This is a genomic window from Paenibacillus sp. YPG26, assembly GCF_023704175.1.
Classification (GTDB): Bacteria; Bacillota; Bacilli; order Paenibacillales; family Paenibacillaceae; genus Fontibacillus.
Genome location: NZ_CP084530.1, coordinates 3812905 through 3837958, shown reverse-complemented (window position 1 = coordinate 3837958; position 25054 = coordinate 3812905). Strand labels below are relative to the sequence as shown.

Annotated in this window: 31 protein-coding genes; 23 read left to right on the top strand and 8 right to left on the bottom strand. The window is 49.3% G+C overall.

Annotated elements, in window-relative coordinates; translation table 11 throughout:
• The first annotated feature begins 162 nt into the window (after window positions 1-162).
• The 7 genes from LDO05_RS18230 to LDO05_RS18200 all read left to right on the top strand — a co-directional run bounded on the left by LDO05_RS18230 (window position 163) and on the right by LDO05_RS18200 (window position 4394).
• Window positions 163-915, top strand: coding sequence for an ABC transporter ATP-binding protein (locus tag LDO05_RS18230; RefSeq protein WP_251376722.1), 753 nt, complete (start codon window positions 163-165; stop codon window positions 913-915).
• Window positions 899-1633 (top strand): ABC transporter permease, encoded by a 735-nt coding sequence (locus tag LDO05_RS18225; protein ID WP_251376721.1) that lies wholly within the window; start codon window positions 899-901, stop codon window positions 1631-1633. The genes LDO05_RS18230 and LDO05_RS18225 overlap by 17 nt, the downstream gene beginning before the upstream one ends.
• Window positions 1634-1654: 21 nt before the next feature.
• Complete coding sequence (locus tag LDO05_RS18220) at window positions 1655-1849, top strand: Mas-related G-protein coupled receptor member D (RefSeq protein WP_251376720.1); 195 nt, start codon at window positions 1655-1657, stop codon at window positions 1847-1849.
• A gap of 125 nt (window positions 1850-1974) precedes the next feature.
• A complete protein-coding gene (locus LDO05_RS18215) occupies window positions 1975-2544 on the top strand; it encodes a TetR/AcrR family transcriptional regulator (RefSeq protein ID WP_251376719.1) in 570 nt (189 codons plus the stop codon).
• 39 nt (window positions 2545-2583) lie between these two features.
• Window positions 2584-3048 carry an SRPBCC family protein gene (locus LDO05_RS18210; protein ID WP_251376718.1) on the top strand — a complete coding sequence of 155 codons (465 nt, stop codon included), beginning with the start codon at window positions 2584-2586 and terminating at the stop codon, window positions 3046-3048.
• A complete protein-coding gene (locus tag LDO05_RS18205; protein ID WP_251376717.1) occupies window positions 3045-3425 on the top strand; it encodes a VOC family protein in 381 nt (126 codons plus the stop codon). The genes LDO05_RS18210 and LDO05_RS18205 overlap by 4 nt, the downstream gene beginning before the upstream one ends.
• A gap of 120 nt (window positions 3426-3545) precedes the next feature.
• Window positions 3546-4394 (top strand): LysR family transcriptional regulator, encoded by an 849-nt coding sequence (locus LDO05_RS18200; protein WP_251376716.1) that lies wholly within the window; start codon window positions 3546-3548, stop codon window positions 4392-4394.
• Here the strand turns inward: LDO05_RS18200 and LDO05_RS18195 are convergent.
• Complete coding sequence (locus tag LDO05_RS18195; RefSeq protein WP_251376715.1) at window positions 4391-5044, bottom strand: NADPH-dependent F420 reductase; 654 nt, start codon at window positions 5042-5044, stop codon at window positions 4391-4393. The two genes, LDO05_RS18200 and LDO05_RS18195, sit on opposite strands and share 4 nt — an antisense overlap.
• Window positions 5045-5318: 274 nt before the next feature.
• On the opposite strand from LDO05_RS18195, the gene LDO05_RS18190 reads away from it, so the two are divergent.
• The 10 genes from LDO05_RS18190 (at window position 5319) to LDO05_RS18145 (ending at window position 14813) form a co-directional block, all read left to right on the top strand.
• A complete protein-coding gene (locus tag LDO05_RS18190; protein WP_251376714.1) occupies window positions 5319-7376 on the top strand; it encodes a winged helix-turn-helix domain-containing protein in 2058 nt (685 codons plus the stop codon).
• 155 nt (window positions 7377-7531) lie between these two features.
• Window positions 7532-8203, top strand: a complete 672-nt coding sequence (locus LDO05_RS18185; protein WP_251376713.1) for a DUF4386 domain-containing protein — start codon at window positions 7532-7534, stop codon at window positions 8201-8203.
• A 125-nt stretch (window positions 8204-8328) separates the two neighbouring features.
• On the top strand, window positions 8329-9126 hold the full coding sequence (locus tag LDO05_RS18180; protein ID WP_346657600.1) for a helix-turn-helix domain-containing protein: 798 nt from the start codon (window positions 8329-8331) through the stop codon (window positions 9124-9126).
• A complete protein-coding gene (locus tag LDO05_RS18175; protein ID WP_251376712.1) occupies window positions 9123-9932 on the top strand; it encodes a GNAT family N-acetyltransferase in 810 nt (269 codons plus the stop codon). Before LDO05_RS18180 ends, LDO05_RS18175 begins: the two co-directional genes overlap by 4 nt.
• Window positions 9929-10936: an alpha/beta hydrolase family protein gene (locus LDO05_RS18170; RefSeq protein ID WP_251376711.1), complete on the top strand. Its 1008-nt coding sequence runs from the start codon at window positions 9929-9931 to the stop codon at window positions 10934-10936. The genes LDO05_RS18175 and LDO05_RS18170 overlap by 4 nt, the downstream gene beginning before the upstream one ends.
• Before the next feature lie 17 nt (window positions 10937-10953).
• Window positions 10954-11994, top strand: coding sequence for a sigma-70 family RNA polymerase sigma factor (locus tag LDO05_RS18165; protein ID WP_346657599.1), 1041 nt, complete (start codon window positions 10954-10956; stop codon window positions 11992-11994).
• 75 nt (window positions 11995-12069) lie between these two features.
• The gene (locus tag LDO05_RS18160) at window positions 12070-12495 is read left to right on the top strand and encodes an SRPBCC family protein (protein WP_251376709.1); all 426 of its coding nucleotides are present in this window, start codon (window positions 12070-12072) and stop codon (window positions 12493-12495) included.
• Between the two features lie 12 nt (window positions 12496-12507).
• Window positions 12508-12930 (top strand): VOC family protein, encoded by a 423-nt coding sequence (locus LDO05_RS18155; protein WP_251376708.1) that lies wholly within the window; start codon window positions 12508-12510, stop codon window positions 12928-12930.
• Window positions 12931-13173: 243 nt separating this feature from the next.
• Complete coding sequence (locus LDO05_RS18150; protein ID WP_251376707.1) at window positions 13174-13839, top strand: AlbA family DNA-binding domain-containing protein; 666 nt, start codon at window positions 13174-13176, stop codon at window positions 13837-13839.
• A 62-nt stretch (window positions 13840-13901) separates the two neighbouring features.
• A complete protein-coding gene (locus LDO05_RS18145) occupies window positions 13902-14813 on the top strand; it encodes an ATP-binding protein (RefSeq protein WP_251376706.1) in 912 nt (303 codons plus the stop codon).
• Between the two features lie 253 nt (window positions 14814-15066).
• Here LDO05_RS18145 and LDO05_RS18140 read toward each other — a convergent pair whose 3' ends face one another.
• Window positions 15067-15480: a MerR family transcriptional regulator gene (locus tag LDO05_RS18140; protein WP_251376705.1), complete on the bottom strand. Its 414-nt coding sequence runs from the start codon at window positions 15478-15480 to the stop codon at window positions 15067-15069.
• A 225-nt stretch (window positions 15481-15705) separates the two neighbouring features.
• Here LDO05_RS18140 and LDO05_RS18135 point away from each other — a divergent pair, with 225 nt between their 5' ends.
• From LDO05_RS18135 to LDO05_RS18125, 3 genes are all read left to right on the top strand, one after another.
• Window positions 15706-16746 (top strand): NAD(P)-dependent alcohol dehydrogenase, encoded by a 1041-nt coding sequence (locus LDO05_RS18135; protein WP_251376704.1) that lies wholly within the window; start codon window positions 15706-15708, stop codon window positions 16744-16746.
• Window positions 16747-16788: 42 nt separating this feature from the next.
• On the top strand, window positions 16789-17358 hold the full coding sequence (locus LDO05_RS18130; protein ID WP_251376703.1) for a TetR/AcrR family transcriptional regulator: 570 nt from the start codon (window positions 16789-16791) through the stop codon (window positions 17356-17358).
• 72 nt (window positions 17359-17430) lie between these two features.
• Window positions 17431-18204, top strand: coding sequence for an SDR family NAD(P)-dependent oxidoreductase (locus LDO05_RS18125; protein WP_251376702.1), 774 nt, complete (start codon window positions 17431-17433; stop codon window positions 18202-18204).
• A gap of 93 nt (window positions 18205-18297) precedes the next feature.
• On the opposite strand, the gene LDO05_RS18120 is transcribed toward LDO05_RS18125, so the two are convergent.
• Complete coding sequence (locus LDO05_RS18120) at window positions 18298-18762, bottom strand: phage tail protein (protein ID WP_251376701.1); 465 nt, start codon at window positions 18760-18762, stop codon at window positions 18298-18300.
• 43 nt (window positions 18763-18805) lie between these two features.
• Window positions 18806-19285, bottom strand: a complete 480-nt coding sequence (locus LDO05_RS18115; RefSeq protein WP_251376700.1) for a GyrI-like domain-containing protein — start codon at window positions 19283-19285, stop codon at window positions 18806-18808.
• Between the two features lie 110 nt (window positions 19286-19395).
• Between LDO05_RS18115 and LDO05_RS18110 the strand changes: the two genes are divergently transcribed.
• From LDO05_RS18110 to LDO05_RS18100, 3 genes are all read left to right on the top strand, one after another.
• Window positions 19396-20358 (top strand): helix-turn-helix transcriptional regulator, encoded by a 963-nt coding sequence (locus tag LDO05_RS18110; RefSeq protein WP_251376699.1) that lies wholly within the window; start codon window positions 19396-19398, stop codon window positions 20356-20358.
• Window positions 20359-20517: 159 nt separating this feature from the next.
• Window positions 20518-21075, top strand: coding sequence for a helix-turn-helix transcriptional regulator (locus tag LDO05_RS18105; RefSeq protein ID WP_251376698.1), 558 nt, complete (start codon window positions 20518-20520; stop codon window positions 21073-21075).
• On the top strand, window positions 21072-22061 hold the full coding sequence (locus tag LDO05_RS18100) for a BtrH N-terminal domain-containing protein (RefSeq protein ID WP_346657598.1): 990 nt from the start codon (window positions 21072-21074) through the stop codon (window positions 22059-22061). The genes LDO05_RS18105 and LDO05_RS18100 overlap by 4 nt, the downstream gene beginning before the upstream one ends.
• A gap of 28 nt (window positions 22062-22089) precedes the next feature.
• Here LDO05_RS18100 and LDO05_RS18095 read toward each other — a convergent pair whose 3' ends face one another.
• From LDO05_RS18095 to LDO05_RS18080, 4 genes are all read right to left on the bottom strand, one after another.
• Window positions 22090-22674, bottom strand: coding sequence for a TetR/AcrR family transcriptional regulator (locus LDO05_RS18095; RefSeq protein ID WP_251376697.1), 585 nt, complete (start codon window positions 22672-22674; stop codon window positions 22090-22092).
• A gap of 14 nt (window positions 22675-22688) precedes the next feature.
• Window positions 22689-23126, bottom strand: coding sequence for a VOC family protein (locus LDO05_RS18090; protein ID WP_251376696.1), 438 nt, complete (start codon window positions 23124-23126; stop codon window positions 22689-22691).
• Between the two features lie 186 nt (window positions 23127-23312).
• Entirely contained in the window at window positions 23313-24065 is a 753-nt protein-coding gene (locus LDO05_RS18085; protein ID WP_251376695.1) for an SDR family NAD(P)-dependent oxidoreductase, read from the bottom strand.
• 22 nt (window positions 24066-24087) lie between these two features.
• Window positions 24088-25050, bottom strand: coding sequence for a helix-turn-helix transcriptional regulator (locus LDO05_RS18080; protein ID WP_251376694.1), 963 nt, complete (start codon window positions 25048-25050; stop codon window positions 24088-24090).
• Window positions 25051-25054: the final 4 nt, after the last annotated feature.

The following is a 25054-nucleotide window of genomic DNA, read 5'->3' as shown; positions in this document are numbered from 1 at the left end:
CGGTGCTGCAGACTAAATCCAATGTGGAGGCGGTCTGCAGAACCGGTGTTTTTTTAATCTGATTTTAACCGCAGCTGTACCCTGATTCTAAATTTCGCTTCCTATACTGTAACTGGGATTAAGATAGACAAATCTAATTTAGTAAAAGGAGGCGGCAAGGCTATGACCCATTCACCGTATCTGCTTCAAGTAGAGAGTTTGAACGTTAGTATGAGAGGCGTCCCCATACTGGATCAGGTCAATCTGACGTTCAAGAAGGGTAGAATCTATGGACTGCTCGGCCCGAATGGAGCGGGCAAGACAACGCTGCTCAAGGTACTCTTGGGCATTTACAAGCCGACATCCGGCAAAGTCATGTTTGGCCATCAGGATCTGTACGAAGGCTCGAACAAGGAGGTTCGAGGAACGATTGGAAGCATCATTGAGTTCCCGGGCTTTTATGAGAATTTGACGCTCTTTGAGAACCTGGATCTGCACTTGCGCTATCAGAGGGGATCCTCATCCCCACCGGAGATTGACGCCCTGCTGAAGCTCGTCAGTCTGTATGGTCACAGGAACAAGCTGTTCTCCCAGACCTCACTTGGAATGAAGCAGCGGCTCGGCATTGCGAGAGCCATGGCCCATCAGCCGCAGCTGCTGCTCCTTGACGAGCCGACCAACGGGCTGGATCCGCAGGGGATTAGAGAAGTCCGGGATATCCTGATCAGCCAGGTGCTTAGCAGGGGAATGACCGTCATCGTATCCAGCCATATTCTTAGTGAAATTAATCTGATGGCCGATGAGCTGATCATTATGAATCAGGGCAGGGTCGTATTTGTGACCAGCGATATGAAGAAGAACCAACCGGTCCATTCACTGGAAGATCTGTATTTGCAACTAATATCGGGGAGCCAGGCGCATGAATACGCTAATTAAGAATGAGCTAATGAAGCTGAAGCGGTTAAAGTCCATGTATCTTGTCCTGATTCTTAGCTTTCTCCCTTACATTATCAATACCATTGGTCTATTGCTTATGCGGGGCAGCAGAGACGCGGGGAACTATTACTTCTTTGTCTTTAACCAGTATGCGATCTTGTTCCCTACCCTGATCTTCATTTTCACAGGGTATGCCTTCTATATGGAATTCAAGAACCGGACTCTGATGCAGTGGATGTCATACCCCCATTCGAACTTCAGGCTGATTTTGTCCAAAATGATCTCTACGTTCATTCTACTTATGGCGTTCTCCCTGCTTAATCAGCTTGCTCTATTTGTGACGTTGTGGACAGCCTATGCGGAAAGTGTAACGATCATACAATTAGCCTCCTGGTTCGCAGGATCGTTCAGCTTTGCATTCCTGAGTCTATTCAGCATACCTATAGCTGCCGTCTTGGCCTTTATAACAAGAAATATTGTCGGGGTGATTCTCACCGGTGTGGCCTCCATATTCATCACAACGATATTGCTTGGGCTTAATCTGTCTATCACTTATCCCTTCTCTTATATCTACCGGGTCACAATTCGGCTGTATGACTCCTCGTTTGGTTACCCCGGTATACAGTGGTATCTATGGGGAGCTGTGATTCTACTTGGATACACGGGAATTTCCAGTCTGCTTCTATATATAACGGTACGGAATCCACGGCTTAGCTGATCATTCAGAAAGAGGTGTCCTATGGAAAAGATCATATTTATTATATCTATTGCTTCTCTTGCCGTTGCTCTGATTGTGTTCATCGGCAAAGTGCTTACGGACGGGTTGAATAAAGCGTTTGATTGGAAAGGCAAGCCATCTAAAATCATGCTGTGCAGCTTTTTAATCTATATGATTAGCTTTGGAGTCTATATCTTTGTGAGTAAAGCTTCTTGAATCTAATCTTGACTCTTGAAGCGCAGAACGGTAAGATCTTAATAAGGACGTTAGTGGGTACTAACTACCGTTCGCTTGCAATCAGATTAGTGCTGAGAGGTGATGATTTGGAGGATAAGATAACAATGGATAGTAAAAGCAGGCTGATGCTGGCGGCCATTGACCTCATGGCCGGGAAGGGTTACAAGAGTGTGGCTACGAAGGAGATCGCCTCAGCGGCAGGGGTCAGTGAGATGACGCTGTTCCGCAACTTCGGCACCAAGTTCAATCTGCTTGAGCAAGCCGTTGAACGTTATCACTATTCGGTGGAGATGACCCAGGTCTTCAGCGAGAATGTGACCTGGGATCTGAGGACGGACCTGCTGACCATCAGCCGGATGTATCATGAGATGATGGACCGCAATCGCAAGTTATTTCTTATCGTCTTAAGAGATGACGAATTGGCCGGGATCCGTGAGAAGGCACAGAAGCATCCCCGCAAGTTGCTGGAGCTGCTGACAGGTTATTTTACCGAGATGCAGAGCAGGAACCTCATGATCCAGACGGATGCGGAGACTCAGGCAATTACGTTCATGTGGATGAATTACGGAGCGTTCGTCTCACAGCTGTTCGGAGTCTCGGCCATTACGAAGGTCACCCTGCCAGCATTTATAGAGTCAAGTACAGATTTATTCGTGAAGGCGCTCAGTCCATAAATCTGCTAGCTTCTATTACAAATGAGAGAAGGGACCATAATGAGAAGTAGACCATCCACTTCGAACAAGATTGTCGGTCAGACAGCTTCGGCAGGCTTCCAGATAGGCGTTCGAAGAACACTGCCGATCTCCCCAGAACAGGCATGGGCGTATTTGACCTCTGCCGAAGGGTTGAAGCTGTGGATAGGCACCCTAGCGAGACCATCCTTCAGCGAGGGGGAGACCTTCCATGCCGCGGAAGGAATCTCGGGTCAATTCCGGGTCGTCAGACCTTCCGCACAGCTCCGTTTAAGGTGGGGAAAGAAGGAGTGGGAGAAGCCTTCTACTCTGCAGATCCGGCTGCTGTCCAGTCAACCTGGCAAGACGACGATTAGCTTTCACCAGGAGAACCTGGATCATCCCGCTACGCGGGAGCAGATGAAGCTGCACTGGGAAGGCGTACTGGCCGCTATTCAGGATCAAGCCAGCCATTTCAATCACGTTGAAAGTGAGGAATCCCAATGAACAGATTCAGTCATATTGATCTGCGGGTCAATGATCTGGCCCTTGCCCTGCCTTTTTATGAGAAGCTTCTGCCTGAGCTCGGATTTACGAGAACCTTTCATAGTGCGGATTGGCGGGTATTTGCCGCGGATGGGGAACTGCCGGGCGCCGCGTACTTTGCGATTACGGAAGACCGGGAGCACAAGCCTAATGCCAATTTGATTGGATTCTGGGCGAACGATCAGGCGGAGGTCGACCACATCGCCGAAGTAGTCACTCAAGCGGGGGGGACGATTAACGACGGCCCGCGGCTGTTCCCGATCAGTCCGACTTATTACGCCGTATACTTCGAAGATCCGTGCGGGAATAAGTATGAGATCGTGCATCGGCTGAATTAATGCTTACTTTAGTAGACGGATAGATGTTAGTCGGCTTGCAATATGGTAGCATTGAACTGGAAAATTAGAGTGTATAACATAAGGCAGGGCAGGTTGACGGAGAAAAAGGAGCGGGTAGGAATGAATACCGAGTTTTTGGTTGGTTTTATAGAGACGGCTCACATGAAGAGCATAGCTAAGGCCAGTGAGGCTCTGCATATCTCGCATACGGCTCTAAGCAAGCAGCTCAGGAGCCTGGAGAAGCAGTTCGATGTTCAGCTGTTCACCCGTTCCTCACAAGGCGTCGAGTTGACGGAAGCCGGGAAGATTCTATATGAGTCCTCGAGACAGCTGCTGGATCAGTTGTCTGATTTGGAAGACAAGCTCAAGCCCCTGAGAGCATGGGGGCGTATCAAGATCGCATCCGTGCCGGATATTGCAACCCGATATCTGGTATCTGCGCTGTCCAGGCTCCAGGATCAGGGTCATGAAGTGGAGATCGTCTACCGGCAGTCTACAAAAGAAGTATACAAGCTGCTGTTGGAAGGGGAAGCGGATCTAACGGTGGCCGAGCGCTTCTCCATGCACCCGTCCATATGGAGCGGGGACATAAGCCAGGAGGCATTCTATGTGGTCATGCCGAAGGATCATCCTCTAGCCGGTCAACAGGAGATCAGCTTGGTGGAGTTAAGCGGTCAGCCGCTTGTACTGTATAGCCTGGGGTGCACCATCAGGGCTACGCTGACACAAATGTTCGCTGACCTGAAGAAGCCCATGAACATAACAACCGAGGTTGGCTTCAGCGAAGTCATCCTCGGTTATGTAGTGAATGGGTCAGGCGTAACGGTATTGCCGGAAGCCTTTATTTCGCAGATGTACTCGGACCGGCTGGTCTATAGACCCTTGAATCACCCGGACGCGCACCGGACCATCGCGGTGGCCAGCCTGGATCAATCGAAGGGCCAGCGCATTCTGCGGCTGATTGGTTAGTTCACCAGGGCAGGCTCTTGAATCCCGAATATTTGCAGGGAAATATAAGGATAGGTGTTGTATCGAACAGCCAGCTCAAGTTCAAGCAGTGTGAAGCGTTCGATGGTCCGGTTATTCGCGAGCTTGCCGGCATGAAGGAACCGGAACGGGAGCGGCTTAACGTACTCGATAAATGTATGAACCGCAGCGTCATCGTCTCCTGTGACAAGTACATCACTAACCTGGCCCTGGTGCAGAGGTTCGTCAACGACTTTGAAGAAGGTATTCTTAAATGCGCCGATCACAGACGATTCCGGCAGTAAGGACTGAAGCTGTTCGGCAGAAGATTCCCCCCAAGCCGTGGTGAATCCGCTGAAGTCCTGATTGAATGGATTCGAGATATCGACAATGATCTTTCCTTTAAGCTCTTCCTGATGAGCAAGTGCCCACTCCTTCAATACGGATACATGATAAGCTGGAATAATCAGGCCTGCCTGCTGCGCTTCCTCATTCGTGCACACGATCACGTTGGAGAGATTCAACTGCTGTACCAGCTGCTGCGCTTCCTCGGGACGGCGTGAACCCCAATAGATTGTATTCGTACTGTGCGTACTCAATTGCTTCACCAAAGCTTTACCCATATTGCCAGTTCCCATTACCGAAATTTTCATGTTTGATCACTCCTCTTTGTTATTGATCTTAGCTTATCAGGCACAAGGGGATCACAGAAGTTCCGTAATTTCGGAGCCATACAACTTTTGGTTTCGGCTGCCGCACACCGCACACTTGTGAACATACTGAATTATCCCGTTATCCCCGTTGAAGATGGACATTCGGCATAGGTATAATAGATACATGCGAACTCCAATCATTTCCTCCAAGCTGTATATCCCTGTGCCCCGGTCCAAGACGGTTCCGCGACGGCGGTTAACCGAGAGGCTAAGTATGGGCTTACACCGAAAATTGACCCTTGTCTCTGCACCGGCGGGCTATGGCAAAACAACGCTGGTCTGCGAATGGCTGGCTGACTGCGGTCGGCCGGCCGCATGGCTGTCCCTTGAACAAGGGGACAACGAGCTTGCGCGCTTCTTAACTTATATGATCTCCGCTCTTCAGACCGTGGTTGAGAATGTTGGTGAGGGCGTCCTTACTGTACTTCAATCACCGCAAATGACACCAGCTGAGCCGATTCTGACGGCTCTTGTTAATGAACTCGCGGCTGTGCCATCACCGTTCATCCTTGTCCTTGACGACTACCATACCGTGAGCTCAATAGCCGTTGATGAAGCGGTATCCTTCCTGCTGGACCACCTTCCCACACAGATGCACCTTGTAATTACGACTCGTGAGGATCCTCCGATCTCTCTGTCCCGGCTGCGGGTACGGGACCAAATCACCGATCTGCGCGCTCCTGACATCAGATTTACGATGAACGAAGCCGAGGCATTTTTTAACCATGTCATGGAGCTTAACCTCTCCCCGGAACACATAGCCGGGCTTCACTCACGCACCGAGGGCTGGGCTGCCGGCCTGCGTCTGGCAGGAATCTCCCTGCAGGAGGACCATGACGCCAAGCGGCTCCTGCAGTCCTTCTCGGGCAACCACCATTTTGTGCTGGATTATCTTGTAGAAGAAGTGCTGCAGCAGCAGCCCGAAGCCGTACAGGATTTCCTGCTGCAGACATCTCTGCTGGACCGCTTATGCGGATCGTTATGCGATGACCTTCTGCGGAATCCTGAGAGATCTGGCCGGGAAATGTTAATCGATCTTGATCGTAAAAATTTGTTTGTCATTCCCCTGGATACAGAACGACAGTGGTACCGGTATCACCATTTGTTCGCGGACATCCTTCGAAGACGGCTGCTCGAACGCATGGATGGGAGCAGTATCCTTGAATTGCACAGACGAGCAAGCGTATGGTACGAGGGCCATGGCTTCGAGATCGAGGCGTTCCGCCATGCTGTGGAAGCCGGGGACATCGAGCGAAGTTCACGTCTGCTTGAAGGCGGCGGGATGCCGCTGCATCTGCGGGGGGCCGCAAGTTCGGCGCTGGGGTGGCTGGACTCATTGGCTGCCAAGGAACTGGATGCCAGACCACAGCTATGGGTGTATTATGGTTCTGCCCTGTTGATCGCCGGCAAGCCAACAGAGGTTGAACACAAGCTTCGGGCCGCGGAGAAGGCTTTGGCAGGCGTGGAACATGATGAGGGGGTCCGGGACTTGATCGGATACATCGCCGCCACCCGTGCTGCGTTGGCATCCCTGATGCTGAGCGATAATCAGGACGGGGCGGAGCCCAATCTTCGACTAGCCGAATCGGTTATGCAAGGCTCGCTGCTCGAAGACAAGACCCAGGAGCTTATTGAATTGATTGAGCCAACGCGAAATACCGGGGTACAAGGAACAGACGGATTGGACCTTGTTATTGCCGAGTCACGCCGTGCGCTCGCCTATCTTAGGCCGGATAACCTGCCTGCCAGGACGGCATCATCCTGGATGCTGGGTGTCGCTTGTCAGCGGCGAGGGGATTATGCCGAGGCGTGTGAAGCCTATAGTGAGGTTATAGCGAATTGCCGAAAAGTAGATCAGCAGCTGATGGCTGTAACAGCCCTGATTGGAATTGGCCAAATCAGGGAGGCGGAAGGGCGGCACGAGTTGGCGGCAGAGCGTTACCGTGAGGCTGTGAGGCTTGCCGGAGATCTGCCTCACCCTGCGATAAGAGAGGCTCAAGCGGGTCTTGCCCGCATGCGTATCGAACTCGAAGGTGAACGGAAGAGCCCTTTGATCGAGCCGCTTAGCCCACGTGAAAGCGAAGTACTGGAGCTCATAGCCTTGGGACTGTCCAATCCTGAAATTGCCGGGAAGCTGTTCCTGGCGCTGGACACGGTGAAAGGTCACAACCGGAGGATCTTCGAGAAGCTCCAAGTAAGGCGGCGCACGGAGGCCATCGCCCGCGCCCGCGAACTAAATCTTTTAGGGAACACGCCTAAGCCACACTCCTAAGCCACACTCCTAAACCACACTCCTAAACCACACTAAAGTGTCTATAGATCCGATTCTCCTCAAGCTATACTTCAAATAAACCAGCAAACAGGGTGAAAGACATGGATCCGTGAATGCGGTCCATGGTCCATTCCATCCGGAAGAGGAGATAGGGTATGAGAAAGATCGAGATAGCGGCAGGGGTATTGTTCTTGTTGTCAACGGCTTCGTTCCTGATCGGGAGCGGAATGCTGGATCCTATTCTGCACCGGAGTGACCTGCTCTACAGCATCGATTCCAATCGAACAAGTATATTCACGGGGCTGATACTGGAATTAATCAATGCCCTGGCTGTTGTAGGGATAGGCCTGTTACTGCAGTCTGTGTTACACAACCACCATAAGATGCTTGCGCTAGGCTACTTCGCTTCCCGGATTATGGAGTCTATATTGCTCATCGTCAGCTTAACCTGTCCGCTCATTCTCCTGGTGGTAAGCAAGAAGCCTTTATCCGCAGGAACCTCCGCTGAGTCTTACTTGCAGACAATAGGAAGCTTTGCCGTGGAAGCTCATTTCTTGTTATTTGAGATAGCAATGATCGTGCTGAGTCTGGGCAGCTTGCTGTTTTGTTATATCCTTTACCAGTCCAGATTGGTTCCGCGGTTATTATCCCTCATTGGCTTCCTTGGGTATGCGGGCTTGCTCGCAAGCAGCTCGCTGTCAATCGCCGGTCTGGATATAGGGAGCGTCCTCTATATTCCTGGAGCAATATTCGAACTGGTGCTGCCAATCTGGCTCATCGTGAAGGGATTCAGAAGGAGCGGTGGCGATGTTCCTTTTACAACATAGTTAAATGGATAAAGATAACCAAAGGCGGCCTTGGATTAATGGGCTGTCTATTTTTTTGGATAAAACTTGACCTTAGGTCAGACCTAAGGTGTATCGTTGAGATATTCCAGGTCTCACCCATAGGAGTGATTGCGATCAGAAGCGAAATTACAATTAGTGAACTAGCCAAGCTGATGAATGTGTCGGTTCATCAAATCCGTTATTTTGAGGAGAAGGGTGTGCTTCAGCCTGCTTATACAGACACGAATCAGTACCGGAAATATGGTATGGATCAGGTCTACGAGCTAGCCCGTATCCTGCTGCTCCGTAAGCTGGAGGTACCTGTTCAGTCCATTAGGGAATGCATGACCTCCTATTCCGCAGATCAGCACCGGCAGCTGCTGCAGCATTCCTTGCAGGATATCGAAGCGGAGCTGCTGCGTCTTCAGGAGCTTCGGCAGTTCATTCTCAAGGTGCTGCAGGAGCAGCACAACAGCGGCTTGCAGCCCGGTCAATACCAAGTACAGAAGCGTACTCGTACATTTCTCACCCCGTTCATTAAGCTTGACTCCTCTTCGAAGCTGAATGCGGCGCTACTGGCTGAGAAAGCGGGCCACATTCCGAACCTGTTCGAATCGGATATCCACTATCTGTATGACGGCACGGATACCGTTACTTTATATCTGGAGGCGCAGACTCCGGGCGATGTTTCCCTGCCGGAAGGGGAGTACCTTACCCTGCAATGTCTCGTACATGAGGAGGAGCTTGAACCCCGGATTGAGCAGTTTTTCGACTATGCTATTGAACAATCTATTCCTCTAACAGGGCCTCTGATTGTCACCGAGAGATCCTATTTATCACTGTTCAGTGCCAACAAGCTGCACTATGAGCTGCAGGCTTTGATCGTGACAGCTGCACATCCTGAAGAGGAGAACCCGGCATGAGCGCATACCCGATTACAATAGAGCCCATGCAGGCCCGGTATAATGGCCAGGTCGGGCGATTATTGGCACAGGCGTTCCATGGTAAATTTCATAGGCTGACGAACATGCATGAGAACGATCTGGCTCTATTTTTCGAAAAGGTGCTGGAGTACGTCCCGGATGAGCCGTTCACTCAGAGAATGATCGCTCTCTGGCAGGGAGAGGTGATCGGAAGCATAGCGATGAAATGGAGACCGGCTAGTGATATCACGAGCGGGGGCAGGAGTAAGCTGGGGCTGAAGGTGGAGCAAGAGGAGAAGCAGCAGGTGGAGCAGAGCCAAGGGCAGTTCCAAGAGCAGAGCCAAGAGCAGAGCCAAGAGCAGAGCCAAGAGCAGAGCCAAGAGCAGAGCCAAGAGCAGCCGCAGCTGCAACTGAAAAAGCAAAAGCAAAGGCTGCCATCCTGGCGGACTTTCAGCCAATCTGGCAGATGGAGCCTGGTCAAGATGATGATCGGCCTCTATGCACTGGAGCATCAACCGGGACCAGGCGAATGCTATATCGCAGATCTTGTTGTCCGTTCGGACCAGCGAAGCAAGGGCGTTGGCAGGCTTCTTGTGCAGTGGGCACGGCAGGTCGTGGAGCTGGATCCGGAGCTGGATCGCCTGAGCCTGCATGTCTCTGGCAGCAACCCGCGTGCCAAGCAGCTATACGAGCAGCTGTCATTCCAGACGCATTCCCGGGAGAGCCGGCTTCTATTGCATCTGTTATTCAGCGAATCGAAGTGGGAGTATATGGTGCAGAGGATAGGGGGAGTGGAGATTCAATGAGAAGGAAGAAAATTTTGATCTATGTGATGATCATTGTGCTGCTTATAGGAGGTACGGGCGTCTACATTGTGGACCAGAACCAATTTGACATGGAAGAGCAGAGAGTCGAGATCCAATCAGCCGGAGGTAAGCTGACGGGTACTTTGGTGCTGCCGGGAGAAGCTGCGGGCAAGCTGGGTCTCGTCCTGTTCATCCATGGCGATGGAGCAGTTAATGCAACCCACGATGACGGGTACAAGCCGCTATGGGAGCGGCTGGCCAAGCTGGGTTATGCCTCCTTGTCCCTGGATAAAAGGGGGATCGGCGGCTCCGAGGGAAGCTGGTTAGACCAGAGCATGGATGATCGGGTAGAGGAGGCCCGCGAGGCGATTGCCTGGGCCCGGAAGAACCCTTTGATCGACCCGGACAGGGTCGGTGTGTGGGGAGCCAGCCAGGCAGGATGGGTTATTCCTAAGCTTGCCGCGAAGGAGCGGCTCGCCTTCAGCATCCTGGTCTCGCCCGCCATTAACTGGCTGCGGCAAGGAGCCTATCATACACGTGAGCAGATGCTGAAGGACGGTTATTCGGAGCAGGACATTCAAGCTGAGAAGAAGTATGACGACAAGGTACGGCAGCTTTTGGCCGCGGGGGCCGGCTATGACGAATATCTTGCGATCGCGCAGGGAAGCAGCGTAATGTCGAAGGACAGGTGGACATTTGTGAGTAAGAATTTCTTATCAGATGCTGCCGATGATCTCCGCCATTTTCATTCGCCCGTACTTCTGCTTCTAGGCGAAGAAGATATCCATGTGGATTGGAAGGAGACAGAGCGTGTATATCGCGATAAAGTAAAGCCGGAACTGCTGACGGTGGCGGTCTTCCCGGACGCGGAGCATTCGATGCTCAGCAAGAAGACAGCGGATTCGGAGCTTAGGGCATTTATGATCAGTCTATTCGCGCCCAGGCACATCACGGTGCCGGGTTACATGGATCAAATCGAACAGTTTATCAGACGAATGGAGTAATCACGGCAACTGGCTTTATGTCTGCATTTCCGCCTCCTGCTATGGTACACTATGACCAAATGTGTCCAACCTATTTCAACCGCCAAAAGGAGGCAAATATGAGCGAGACGGCAATGGATCTGCAGATATTAGAGAATTTAAAGCCGGAGTTAACATCATTCTGTTACCGGATGTTAGGATCCATCGATGACGCAGATGATACGGTTCAAGAGACTTATATCCGTGTATGGCAAGGCTGGAGCTCATTCAGGCAGGAATCGTCTTACAAGACGTGGATCTATCGTATCGCCTCCAATTTATGTCTGGATAAGCTGAGACAAGCCAAACGCCGTATTCTGCCCGTTGATCTCTCGGGTCCGGCCGCCTCCATCCTCGAACCCCGCGAGACCCTGCCCGAGTCCTCATGGATATGGCTTGCTCCTGATTTTGGAGAGAATCCCGAAGAGGCCCTTATTCGTAAGGATACGCTGCAGCTCTGCTTCATCGCACTTCTGCAGACCCTCCCTGCTCGCCAACGTGCCGTTCTTATTCTGAAGGATGTATTCGACTGGCCATCCAGACAGATCGCCGACACCTTAGGCATGTCGCCTGCCGCTGTGAACAGCGCTCTGCAAAGGGCCAGAGAGACGATGAACCGAACTCAGCTCCGTTCGGATCAGCTCAGCAGGATGGAGGAAGAACCTGATCGTGAGCTGTTATCACGGTATGTCGACGCCTTCGAGCAGTTTGATATCGACGCGCTTGTCGCGTTATTTCATGAAGAGGGCTGTATGTCGATGCCGCCATTCGAAATGTGGGTACGAGGTACGGGCGACTTGTTCAAATTCTTCTCGCTGACTCGCGGGCACTGCGAGGGCTCCCGCTTCCTCCCGGTAACCGTGAACGGGGGCTATCCTGCTTATGCGCAGTATATGCCGAGTCCCGGGGACCCTTCGGTCCTGATCCCTTGGGGAATTCACGTGATTGAGATGAGAGACGGGAAGATCCTCCACGTCCAAAATTTTATTAATACCAAATTATTTATAAGATTCGGGCTGCCAGAGCAAATCCACCGATGAATTTGGAATCCGGCCAACGTCTATATAATTGAGAACCACAAAAAATGAGGATATCGTGAGAGGGGATCTTTTAACATGGGAACAAGTAATCCGACCAAAGTAACCGTTCAGGCCGTCATTCAGGCACCTGTTGACAAAGTATGGAGCTATTGGACCGAGCCGGAGCACATTACGAAGTGGAATCAGGCTTCCGAGGACTGGCATGCGCCGAAGGCGGAGAATGACTTGCGCCCCGGCGGCAGCTTCCTGACCAGAATGGAAGCGAAGGATGGCAGTATGGGATTTGATATGGGCGGTGTCTATGACGAAGTGAGAGAGCATGAACTGATCTCATATACCATGGGGGACGGAAGAAAGGTTGAGATCATCTTCGCGGGCCAAGGCAACGAGACGAAGGTCGTTGAGACGTTTGACGCTGAAAGTTCACATCCGGTTGAATTCCAGCAAGCGGGCTGGCAGGCGATTATGGATAACTTCAAGAAATATACGGAAGAGTCTTAGGAGGTGCAGCCCATGACGGTACAGCTGACCCCGTATATCACCCTGGAGGGACAGGCAAAGGAAGCGATACAGTTCTATGAACAAGCCCTCGGTGCCAAAGTGCTCTCGCTTGCCACGTACGGTGACATGCCGGATATGCCGAGTACATTCAGTGACGATCTAAAGGACCTTGTAGCACATGCCAAGATACAAGTTGGCGCCTCGGAGCTTATGTTGTCGGATGCCCCGGCGGGTACCCCTATTGCGAATGGTAAAAGAGTCACTATCTGTATTACAACAGACACAGTGGAGAAATCCAAACAAATCTTCGAAGCCTTACGGCAGGGTGGTCAAGTCAATATGCCGTTTAAGGAAGAGCCCTTCAGCCCCGGATTCGGGGATGTAACGGACAAATACGGAATAACCTTCCAGGTATATACGGAAGTTCAATACTAGATGAACGATAAGAGCGCCGCTAGCGGCGCTCTTATCTGATTTATTAGGGTATACACTTCTGAATAAATATCGCAAAGAAGAGGCCATTTATAAAGGATGGCCTGTTTGCAGTTATAAAAGGCAGTGTAGAGAACCAAATCACACTTAAATGAGACTTATATCTATTGTGTAGGTAAGTATTAATTTCCGTTTTGTCTTCTAAACTTGATATAATAAGTATATCGAGTTAGGAGGTGTAGTTAAGTGGATATTAAAGAAGTAATACTACAGGGAGAAACTAAATATGTAGAGTTTAAAAGCTGGGTTAAGGCAAATAAGAAAGAGTTATTGAACATTATAACAAATGAAGCGGTAGGCTTTGCTAATACAGACGGTGGTATTATACTGGTCGGTGTCGAGGACAATGGCGAAATAACCGGATGCACTGATTACGAAGAACAAAGTATCATTGAGAGCATATATGACAAAACTATACCTAAGCTTTTTACCGATATAGAGGTAATTAAAATTGATGATAAGAATATTTTGAAAATAACAATCCTTAAGTCTCCTGAAATTGTAGCTACTTCAAAAGGTGTTGTATTTAAGAGATTAGGGAAAAATACAAAGCCATTTTATCCATCGGAATATTCATCAAACAATATTAAAGGATATAAAGGTGACTACTCCGCTAAAATTATTGAGCCATCTTCTAGAAATGATATTGACTTTACTGAGGTGGAACGTTTAAAGCTGAAAATACAATTCCGTGACAAGGACTCTACTTTATATCAATCAGATAATATTACCTTTCTAAAGGATTTGCGTTTGATAGATGTTGTAGGTGATGATATTCACTTAACAGTAGCAGGATTATTGTTTATCGGAACTAAAGAAGCAATTGCTAAATATATGCCACAAGCGGAATAATTTTACTTACATATAATGATGGGCATACCGAATATAGTAAGCGACTTGAATTGAAGATGCCTTTGATTCAATCTGTAGATAGAATTCAGCAGTTTTTTGAAGATAGAAACGGTATAAAAAATATTCAAATGGGGCTATTTAAATTAGAAGTTCAAGATTATCCTATTAATGTTTTTCAAGAAGCGCTACTTAATGCGATCTCACACCGGGATTATGAAAGTAATTCATCCATTTTTGTTAAGTTTTCTCCTAATGAAATAATCATTGAAAATCCCGGTTCATTTCCAACAGGGGTTGATAGTACAAATATTATTACGCATCCTTCCTCACCGAGAAATAAATTGATTGCTGAAACACTTCAAAAATTAAAATATGTACAACGTTCTGGGCAAGGTGTAGATATCATTTTTAAGGATATGCTTTCCTTAGGGAAATCAGCTCCAGAATATAACCTGTATTCTGAAGCAGTAAGTTTAACTTTAAGAAGCAGTTTGGAGGACATTGAATTTCTCAAGTTTATTACTAAAGAGGAAGAGAATAACGGCGAGTTTTCAGTCTCTGAAATCTGTATTTTAAAATACGTTAAATCTAATAAAACTATTACACTAGGAAAGGCTGCAGAGGTGGCACAAATTACAACTCAATCGGCGGCAAATGTTCTAACAAAACTTTGTCAAAGGAGGAATATCCTCCAAAGGGAAGCTAGAAATAAATATATGTTTACTCATCGAGTATATGAAAGTTTAGATGATAATATTGAGTACACAAAAGATAAGGATTTTGATGAAATACAAGCTAAAACAATGATTATTGATTATTTGAGGAAAAATGGTGTAATTACTCGTTCCGATGTGGAAAGGTTATGTGGATTTTCATCTACAAGCAGTAAACGCATTTTACAGCGTTTAAGAGATGATGAAATAATTGTTTTAGAAGGCAGAGCAAGAGCAAGTAAATACAAATTGAAACCATAGGTCCAATAAATGGATTAGTCCCACAAGGTTTGGACCGATTTTGGACCAATAGTGGACCGATAAATGAAAGTTTGGACCGATTTTGGACCAATAGTGGACCGATACTATAGAGTTTGGACCGATTCCTTTAGCTGATTACCAGTGTAGATCCTGCCAAACGGAGCAATTGACCCTATGAAAACAAACACAAAACGAGACCAAACACTATAAGCAAACCACCTGTAACCCATTTGAGTGTACAGGTGGTTTTTTGTTAATTGACAACGGGAGCTCCAATCGCATTCTTATGAATCTCCTCTGATCCAGCATCCAATGCTATCCGGTAATACAGGCATTTATGCTCGATGACCTCCATGGTCTTCTTTAGTTCCTCCATCTGCGCTTCTACAATAGCTTTGCGTTCGATGAACATGTCGTACCTTTGCTGCAATGTGGAATCCCCATCAGAACACCAATCAATAAAATTTTTAATTTCCCTTATCGGCATCCCGGTGGATTTAAGACATTCAATTACTCTCAAGGCGCCAATATCGGATTCTCTGAACAATCGGGCTCCGCTGGCTGTCCGTTCCACGTAAGGCATAAGCCCCTCCTTGTCATAGTAACGCAAGGTATAGGGGGTAAGATTCAGTTCTCGTGCAACTTCACTGATCGTATACGTTCTCATCCTGCATCTCCTAATCTCAAGATCCTAGACTTCGAGTTAACTCTATAGCGCAAAAGGAATTCTACCATGACATTTACTGGAAGTCAAAGGCACCTGGTTCGAAAATAAAATGTGGCTGTTCACCGCTTGACTTAGAGTTAACTCTAGGGATTAACATGAGGATGCAGCAGGATAATGCATGTGTGGAAATGGTACGTAAAATACAATTTTCTTGGAGGTCTTACTATGATAACTGCCAAAGCACGAGCTGTTGATGGTCCGGACAAAACGTTTCGGGCGACTGAAATTAAGCGACGGGATCTTGATTTGCATGATGTTCTAATTGAAATTAAATATGCCGGCATATGCCACTCTGATATCCACACAGCTCACGGGGAATGGGGGCCGGTGAATTATCCCCTCGTACCAGGTCATGAGATTGCGGGAATTGTCACGGAGGTAGGAGCTGAGGTTACAAAATACAAGGTTGGTGACCGGGTAGGAGTAGGCTGTATGGTTGATTCCTGCGGCGAATGTGAGAGCTGCCGTAAAGGGCAAGAACAGTACTGTCTCAAAGGAATCGTCCCTACTTACGCGGGTGTGGACAAATACGGGGAACCTACCCAAGGCGGGTATTCTACTCACATTGTCGTAACAGAGAGCTTTGTAGTCCGGATTCCAGATCACATTGAGCTTGACGCGGCTGCCCCACTGCTGTGCGCAGGGATTACAACCTATTCGCCGCTCAAACACTGGGGCGCTGGTCCAGGCAAGAAAGTAGCAGTCGTGGGCATGGGCGGTCTGGGTCACATGGCTGTCAAAATTGCACATGCTATGGGAGCTGAGGTAACCGTTCTGTCCCAAAGCCTGAAGAAAAAGGACGATGGCCTGCAATTTGGCGCGGATCACTACTATGCTACGAGCGAACCGGATACATTTGAACAGCTTGCCGGACGATTTGATCTCATCATTAACACGGTAAGTGCGAGTATCGACCTTGACGCTTATTTCTCACTTCTTACTCTTGATGGTACTATGGTGAACGTCGGCGCCCCTGGGGAGCCATTGTCGCTGAATGTAATGTCCCTCATCGGTCATCGCCGTTCATTTGCGGGTTCGATGATCGGAGGCATCCGTGAGACGCAGGAAATGTTGGAGTTCTGTGCGGAGCACGGTATTGTACCTCAGATCGAAGTAATCTCCGCTGACCAGATTGACGAAGCCTATACACGAGTGTTAGCTTCAGATGTGAAGTATCGATTTGTGATTGATGTTAGCACAATGTAAGTAATCCTTGACATTCTACCTACTGGTAGGTAATATGTGGGTATGAATACTAACACAGTGGATCAAATTTTAGACACGGCACAGCTGCTGGTTCAATCCGTAGGCTTCAATGCATTTAGTTATGCCGACATCTCGAAGGAGATCGGTATTCGCAAGGCGAGCATTCATTATCATTTCCCTAACAAAGCGGATTTGGGAGAGGCATTAGTAGTGCGGTATCATCGCGGCTTCGTTGATGCTCTGGCCCAAATTGATGCGGGGACACAAGACGATCTGGAGAGGCTGCGCCAATTCACACTGCTCTATAAGGCGGGCCCTTCGCAGGATTTCCGGCTCTGTCTGGGTGTGATGTATGGTGCCGATTATGTTACGCTGCCTGAAGAAGTACAGGGAGAGCTTACCGGGTACTTTGCCACCAATCTCACCTGGCTGGAGCAGGTCATGGATCGTGGATTGCAGGCTGGAACGCTGACCTTCAAGGGAACGGCGCAGGCGGAAGCCCATAAATTTCTTGCCGCGCTCCAAGGCGCACAGCTGCTTGCACGAAGCTTCAAGGAGATCGGCAAGTATGACGTCATCGCCGAAGAATTAATAACGGCTTTAGTTCCTTAACTAGAGCCGTTATTTTCTAAATATAATCTACCTATTAGTAGGTAAATAAAACAAAAAGGAGCAAATAAAACTATGAATTTTCAAGGTAAAGTGGCTGTCATTACAGGTGGCGGAAGCGGTATGGGGAAGGCGGCAGCTATAGAGTTAGTGAAGCTGGGCGCGAATGTCGTAATTAATGGCCGGCGTGAGCAGGTATTGCTGGCCGCGGCGGCGGAGATTGATCCTTCAGGGGAACACGTTCTTGCTGTCGCAGGGGATATAAGACATCTTGATACCTCCAAGAGCATCGCAGAGGAAGCCGTCAAGAGATTCGGGGGAATCGACATACTCATCTCCAGTACAGGCATTTTCAAGCCTACCCCGTTCCTGGCGCATACGGAGGAGGACTTCTACTCTTATACGGATACCATTGTAAAAGGAACCTTCTTCGCCGCACAAGCGGTTATACCGGAGATGATCAAGCGCGGTGGGGGAGCCATCGTCTCGGTAGGTTCCATGTGGGCGGAGCAGGCCATCGGCGCAACGCCTTCAAGCGCATACTCGGCCGCTATGGCGGGAAGACATGCTTTGACACGCAATCTGGCCATTGAATTCGCCAAGGACCAGATCCGTGTCAATACCGTTGCTCCCGCTGTGGTGGAGACGCCCGTCTACGAGAGCTTTGTTCCTGAGGATCAGTTGAGAACGGTGCTGGATAGCTTTAACGCCTTCCATCCGCTGGGGAGAATTGGTCAGCCCCGGGACATGGTATCCGCTATTCTTTTCCTGGCGAGTGACGAGGCAAGCTGGATTACAGGAACCATCCTGCCTGTTGATGGGGGGGTATTGGCCGGCAGACATAGCTAGCTCCTGCAAAAGACTAACAGCACCCCTCCATAATTGGAGAGGTGCTGTTTGCGATTTGAAGACACTTTTCACCATCCACGCAGAGGGCAGGCCTTAGTACTCTCCTTTGATTACAAAGAACGAGCCCCGGATCGTGCCAGCTAATTTGGACTTCTGTCTGGCGAACTTGAACTTCCCCTCCAACTCCCGGGGTATTTCCATCCCCTCAGACAGCTTAAAACCAACGGCCCGCTTCTTAGGGTCATCCACCGTATACATCACATTGATCGCAAGCCCATCTTCGTAGAAGACGTAGGTGAATTGAATGTTTTCCACCTGAAAACGGGATGTTTGTAATGGCTTCGCCGCGAACTGGATATCACGTTCATCTTTTAAAATCCGATTCACGTAATCCAGGTTCTCCTGACTCTCGCTTGCGGGTACGACTACAAACTCATGCTTGTACTTGTTCATGAAGTAACGGGCCTCATTAGCCCGCAGCCCGGCAAGCGCTTCGGATACGGGTGAGGATTCCAGCCCCACCGTAGATACATTTTTGAAATCAACGATGTCGGACACTGCTATTCCTCCTTAGAGTTCTGTGATTGATGGTACAGCTAGTTTATTTTCTTACAACTGGGATCCACATTTCACCGAATACCTGGCCGTTCCGCCGCCCCATTTCCACCGCCGCATTCGGCCCTCCAACATATGCAATGTGGCTTGCCTCCGGCAGGACTTGACCAAAGGCAATTCCGGCCAGCTGATTGCTGAGCTCTTCTGCTGTCTTCGCTTCGCCTTCAACAACCAGGTATTCCCCCTTAGGGAACTGGATAAGTCTTGATTCCCACGGCACTGACGCTTCGGTCATAACACCGGCATAATACATCATCTTGTTATTCACCGCTTCGCTCACGGCAAAAATGTAGTCATTTACCGCAATAGATTTCAAGGTGTCCAGCCTGCCATTCTGTTCGGCGGCCGTCCAGAAGTCCGCTTTTTCCTTGTTGATGCCCGCATAGTCGGTATAAGCGCTTTTGAGCTCCGTTCCGATTCCTAATACGGTAAAGCTGTCTTTTTCAACCAAATTATATTGTGCCATTGTGATCAAACCTTCCTTTTCTTAGATATTTTAAATGATGTGTCATTCACTTGATGGGTTTATAATAACCTTAAATTGTGTCAAAAAATGATACTGTTTAGGAGGCCCTGATGAAGAAAGTTGAACGGATCAATATCATGATGCGGTACATCAACAACCGTGCCCATTTCACTATTTCTGAAATCATGCGGGAATTCAATATCTCCCGTTCAACCGCGATTAGAGATATTAGAGAGATTGAGGCTATGGGAGTGCCGCTGGTAGCTGAAGTGGGAAGGGATGGAGGGTATTTTGTCATGAGTAATTCCGTCCTTCCCTCGGTCCGCTTCACCGATAATGAGATCAAAGCTCTCTTTATAGCCTTCATGGCTACAAGAAATCAACAGCTTCCTTATCTCAAGAGTCGTCAGTCCTTGGCTGAGAAGCTGCTTGGACTGATCTCGGAGAACCAGCAGGATGATCTTGTTGTCTTGAATCAAATCCTGTTATTTGAAGGCACCAACCCCAATAATCCCGACCTGCTTGACCTGTCGGACCTTCCACATCCGATGCTGGAGAGGCTTATCCAGATTCTACTCTCAGACAACTATCTGCAAGTGACCCTTACGGAGGGAAATGACATACAGTCTTGTCCGATTTATCTCCTGCACCTCTATCGTGAGAAAAGCGTATGGCTGGTGGAGGGCTTTGATTTGGAGGAAGAGAAGAGGCGGATCTTCCCTGTCGACAATCTTACCGATGTAGAACCGTACCCTTCCAAGAAGAGATTAAGCAGGAAAAAGATTTTGGAACAACTGAGTAAGCGGGAGGAGGTAATCAACCTCGTCCTTGAGCTTGGTCCTAAGGCCATTGCCCAATTTAGAAAGTACCATCCTCTAAAGATCACTATTTCCTATACGAATCCCTACCAAACCACAGCCATACTTAGGACTTATATCGATGTTGACAGATCCGAAGAATTGAACGAAATCACAAGCTGGCTGCTGTTTCTGGGTGGGGATATCAAGGTTAGGGAGATGCCGGAGGAGGTTCGGGCAAGTCTTCAAGCGAGGGTAGGGATGTACCTTCCATAACCAGAAGATGGCGCAGGCCTTAGGATAAGCTGGTGCGGAGCCTGGAAGTTCTAAGGCATTCTCACCTGTATGATGGGAAAAAATAGGTTGCTTTTTAATTTCAGTTATGTAATGTTACACATGTGGAATATTAAGTGTCTGAGTGGATGGAGGAGACTTGTGAGTAAGCTTACAACCGTTGAATTAGTGCTGCTGCAAATTATTGCAGAGACAGAACGATTGTCCGGATATGAGATCAATAAGCTCATCGACCAGAGAGGCTACCGGGCATGGACCAAGATTGGGACCACTTCTATCTATACGGGCTTGCAAAAGTTGAATGAAAAGCGGCTGATCCGATCCGAGGACTTGGGTGGGAAAATGGGGAAGGGACCATTACCCGTCAAATTTACAATTACTGAGGACGGGCGGCAAATCATGCAGGGTGAAGTGATGGACTGCTTATCATCCACACGCGAGCGAGACATTCGATTTGATCTCGGCCTAGCCGCGCTGCCTTTTATTCCTAAAGAGAAGGCCAAGGAGGCACTCAGGGAGCGGCATCATTTTTTGAGCAATACGTCACTCCAGCTAGAGGAGAAATATGAAGCTCAAGGCGGACAAGGGCTTCCGCTGCATGTTCGGGTGCTGTTTCTTCATCCGCTGAGTCTGATTGAGAAAGAACTGCAATTTATTGATCATGTGATACATGAATTGGAAGGAGAGATGGAAGGGTGATCATTGACCCTTATGTACCGTTCAGAGGAGAGCATTGTGAGACTACGGCGATGGGCAACCTGCTGTCCCATGCGGGCATCCGGCTGTCCGAGCCCATGTTGTTTGGCATTGGTGAAGGCCTGGGATTTATTTATTGGAACAGTAAAGGCATGGACTTTCCGTTCATTGGCGGAAGGGTTAAGCCCGATGAACTGACCACCCGTATTGCACAGCGTCTCAATCTGCAGCTTAATGTATCAGAGACGACCTCATCTGCGAAAGCATGGTTACATGTCAAGGGCAGCATTGATCGCGGCATTCCTGTAGGTCTGAAATTAGATTGTTACCACTTGGATTATTTCAACAGTAAAGTGCATTTCGCGGCACATTATATCGCCATGTATGGATACGATGAGGAGTATGCTTATGTGGCGGACACCTCTCAACAGGGGGACATGACCAAGACACGCCTCTCTACATTGGCTCTCGCCAGATCTGAGAGAGGACCCATGAGCTCCCGGAATCTCTCCTACACCATCGACAAGACCTCCGCGCTTCCCCAGCTGGACTCCCTCCTCCGGGCCTCTATTTCAAGCAATGCTTATCAATATCTGAACCCGCCGATCCGCAATATTGGCATAAGGGGAATCGAGACCATGAGTAAGGCAGTCCTTAAGTGGCCAACATCAGATGACCCCAATTTAGCCCATCACTTAGGTATGACCGCCTTAATGATGGAGAGAGGAGGGACAGGCGGCGCGCTGTTCCGCAATCTGTACAGAGACTTTCTGCTGGAGAGCCTGGAGGTTCTGGGTGACTCAAGGATAGAACAGGCGTACCAGCAGTTCATCGGGATCGCTCAGCTATGGAATGAGGTATCAGCTTCGATAGATCATGCGGGAAGGTCAGGGAACCTGGACGAGCTGAGACGAACCTCCGAGTTATTGATGCAGACCGCCCGGAAGGAACGGGAGGCTATGGAGCTGCTTTTGGATATCGATAAATAAGGTGGAGGGAAGCTTGGCTAAGCTCCGTTCAAGATCTATACCTTTCCAGCAGCTGGGAGATGATGTTCATCGTATCCTCCACCGATTCCGTTACATTTGGCATTTGTGCAATCCATAGAGAGGATTCGTTCAGCGCTCCTGAGAGGATATGGGTTAGCGCATCAATGGATACGGATTGAAAGTATCCTTGCTGCTGCATCAATTGGAGCTGCTCGTGCAGCAGCCGCATAGAGCCTTGCTCATCCATGCTTCGCCAAGCTTCCCAACCCAATACGGCTGGTCCATCTATTAGCATGATTCGCTTATTTCTGGGTTCAACGGCAGTGCTGACAAAGGCGTGGCATCCGAGAATGAGCTGGTCCCATACGTCTTCGCTCTGGCCTGCCTCAGCTTCAACCTTCAGGGCAACTTCACGTTGGACAGATTCCAGTACAGCGAGAAAGAGCCCCTTTTTGCTTCCAAAATGGTGATAGACTGCCCCCCGCGTTAAATCAGCTTCCTTAACGATCTCGTCGAGTACAGCAGCAGCGTAGCCATGCTCGGTAAAATGCTTTCTGGCTATTTCTTTGAGTTGGCTGATTGTCTCGTTAGTCTCTTCCTTAGTTTTTTTCACGAAATTGGATACTCCTATCTGCTATCAGACCATATATTCTCAACGTATTGAGCACTTTCCTCATCTGAGGGCGGGATGATCTTGATGACGTCAATTAGAACACCGTTAGGGTCACTTGTTATGAAATGCCGCTGTCCGAATTCTTCATTGCGGATATCTAGCTGTAATGGGAGTTCTCCGGCAATAATGAGCCTGTGGTACTCCTGATCCACATCATCCACTTCAAAGTTCAGGATCAAGCCTTGGACTGATTTCTGGTAAGCCGCAGGGATCGTGGGATGTGAGGCATCCAGAAGCGCCAATTCAAAAGGAATGTTCCCACCCGATTTCTTTAGACTAACATACCAGTCCGCTTGATACACGATATCAAACCCAAAATATTCAGTGTAAAATCTAGAGCTTTCCTCAACCTGCTTGGTCAAAATAACGGGGTAAAAGCTATTTACTCTCATAAGGCGGATTCCCCTCTCCTGTTTGATGTATTTAACTTAACATACATACTGTATGTTTGTAAACGAGAATTGCTTATGCGTAGAGTAATTTTATTTGACATTAAGAAGCTAATTTTTTTCAGAAAAAAGGGGCCACCCCGCAAAGGATAGCCCAAAAACTTACTGCTGCTGACCGTGTGGCAAGACTCATTCCATGACAAGCCCGCCGGTAACCGGTGTGTAGGTTCCTGTCAGAAAGCGTGCGCCATCTCCGGCGAGAAAAGAAATAACCCCCGCCACATCCTCCGGCTCGGCGATCCGGCCAAGTGGTGTGAAGCTGCCTACCACCCGGCTCTCTTCCTCAGATATCATATAAGGCCCCTCATTTCTAATGTAGCCGGGAGCGACGACATTGGCCGAAATCCCATAGGGGCCGAATTCCTGAGCAATATATCGTGCGAACGTATTGAGTCCGCCTTTCGCCGTACCGAAAGCGATATACTGCGGGGTGGGGTCTTTGCCCTCCGTGCTGGACAAATAGATGATCCGGCCGGATTGCTGTGCCATCATGGCCGGGATGACTGCCTTGGTTGTCTCAAACACTGCCCTTAGTTCATCGGTCAGCTGCCGTTCGAACGACTCCCAAGTCAGCTCGGTGAAGGACGCGGCTGCGGCCCTATTATTTGTATTGCATATAAGAACATCAATACGTCCGAATTCCTGTATAACTGCTTCCACGAGCTGTTCCATCTGCTCCGGACTCCGGGCATCCGCCGGGATCGCCACGGCTTCACCACCAGCCGTAATAATCTCGGACGTAATGGATTCATCGGTCAGCTCATGTCCCAGGTCGGTCACAACCACCTTCGCCCCCTGATTGGCCAATTGAATACATGTCAGTCTCCCGACACCCCGGGCGCCTCCGGTGACGATGACCACTTTTCCAGCTAAAGACAACATTAGCAGTCCCCCTTCCCTGAATTTATTCCTTATCCACGGCGCCATACCGCCGCGCAATATCCAGGGCGGTCTGCCTCACCCTCGCGGCAATATAAGCAGGCTCAAGCACAATCACATCGGTTAGATAATGGAGCACCATACGGATCAGCCAACGTTCGCTTGAGCAGGTCGTTCGCACAATAAGCTGTCCATCCGGCAAGCGCTCAATCTCCTTTTCATCAAAATGGTCCATCACGGACACGGCAGCAGAGGCATTAAACTGAAGGACAGTTGGGATTCTCCCCTCCGTCTCCTTGTTCTCAGGGGCCCTCCACCTGTCATTCAGCTGGGCAAGCGACTCCGCCCGGCGGATGAAGGTGTCGGCCTGGACGTCCAATGCCCGAATACGCGTCAGCTTGAAGATGCGGTAGTCGCCCCGCAAGCGGCAAAAGCCGTGAAGATACCAAGCGTAGTTCTTGAGCACAAGCGCCATCGGCTCTACCTCGCGCGCTTGTTCATCGCCCGCTCTGCTCGTGTAGTTGAATCGAATGAGCTTCCGGTCCTTCACGGCCTGGTGAATCGAATCATATCGGATTTGGTCTTCATTGTTATTTCTCCAAGGGGTGAAATCAATATGAATACGGTCTCCTCCTCCTGCCTTGCCCTGCTCGGCTTTGGCCACCATCGCGCCAACTTTGCCGAGGAGGAGATCCATATTGGAGCGTTCATAGGCCTTCGTAGATTCGAGGCCGCGAAGCGCAGTGGAGAGGACGGTTAGCTCATCGAAGGACAGCAGCTGCCGATCCAGCCGGAAGCTGTCCATAATCTCGTATCCGCCTTCCATGCCGGTATAGGAGACAATGGGGATGCCAGCTTGACCGAGTGAATCGAGATCGCGATATATGGTGCGTAGAGACACCTCAAGCTGGTCCGCCAACTCCTGTGCTTGAACCCGCTTTCGATTAAGCAGCAGAATCGTAATGGTCATCAATCGTTCAAGCTTCATGGTC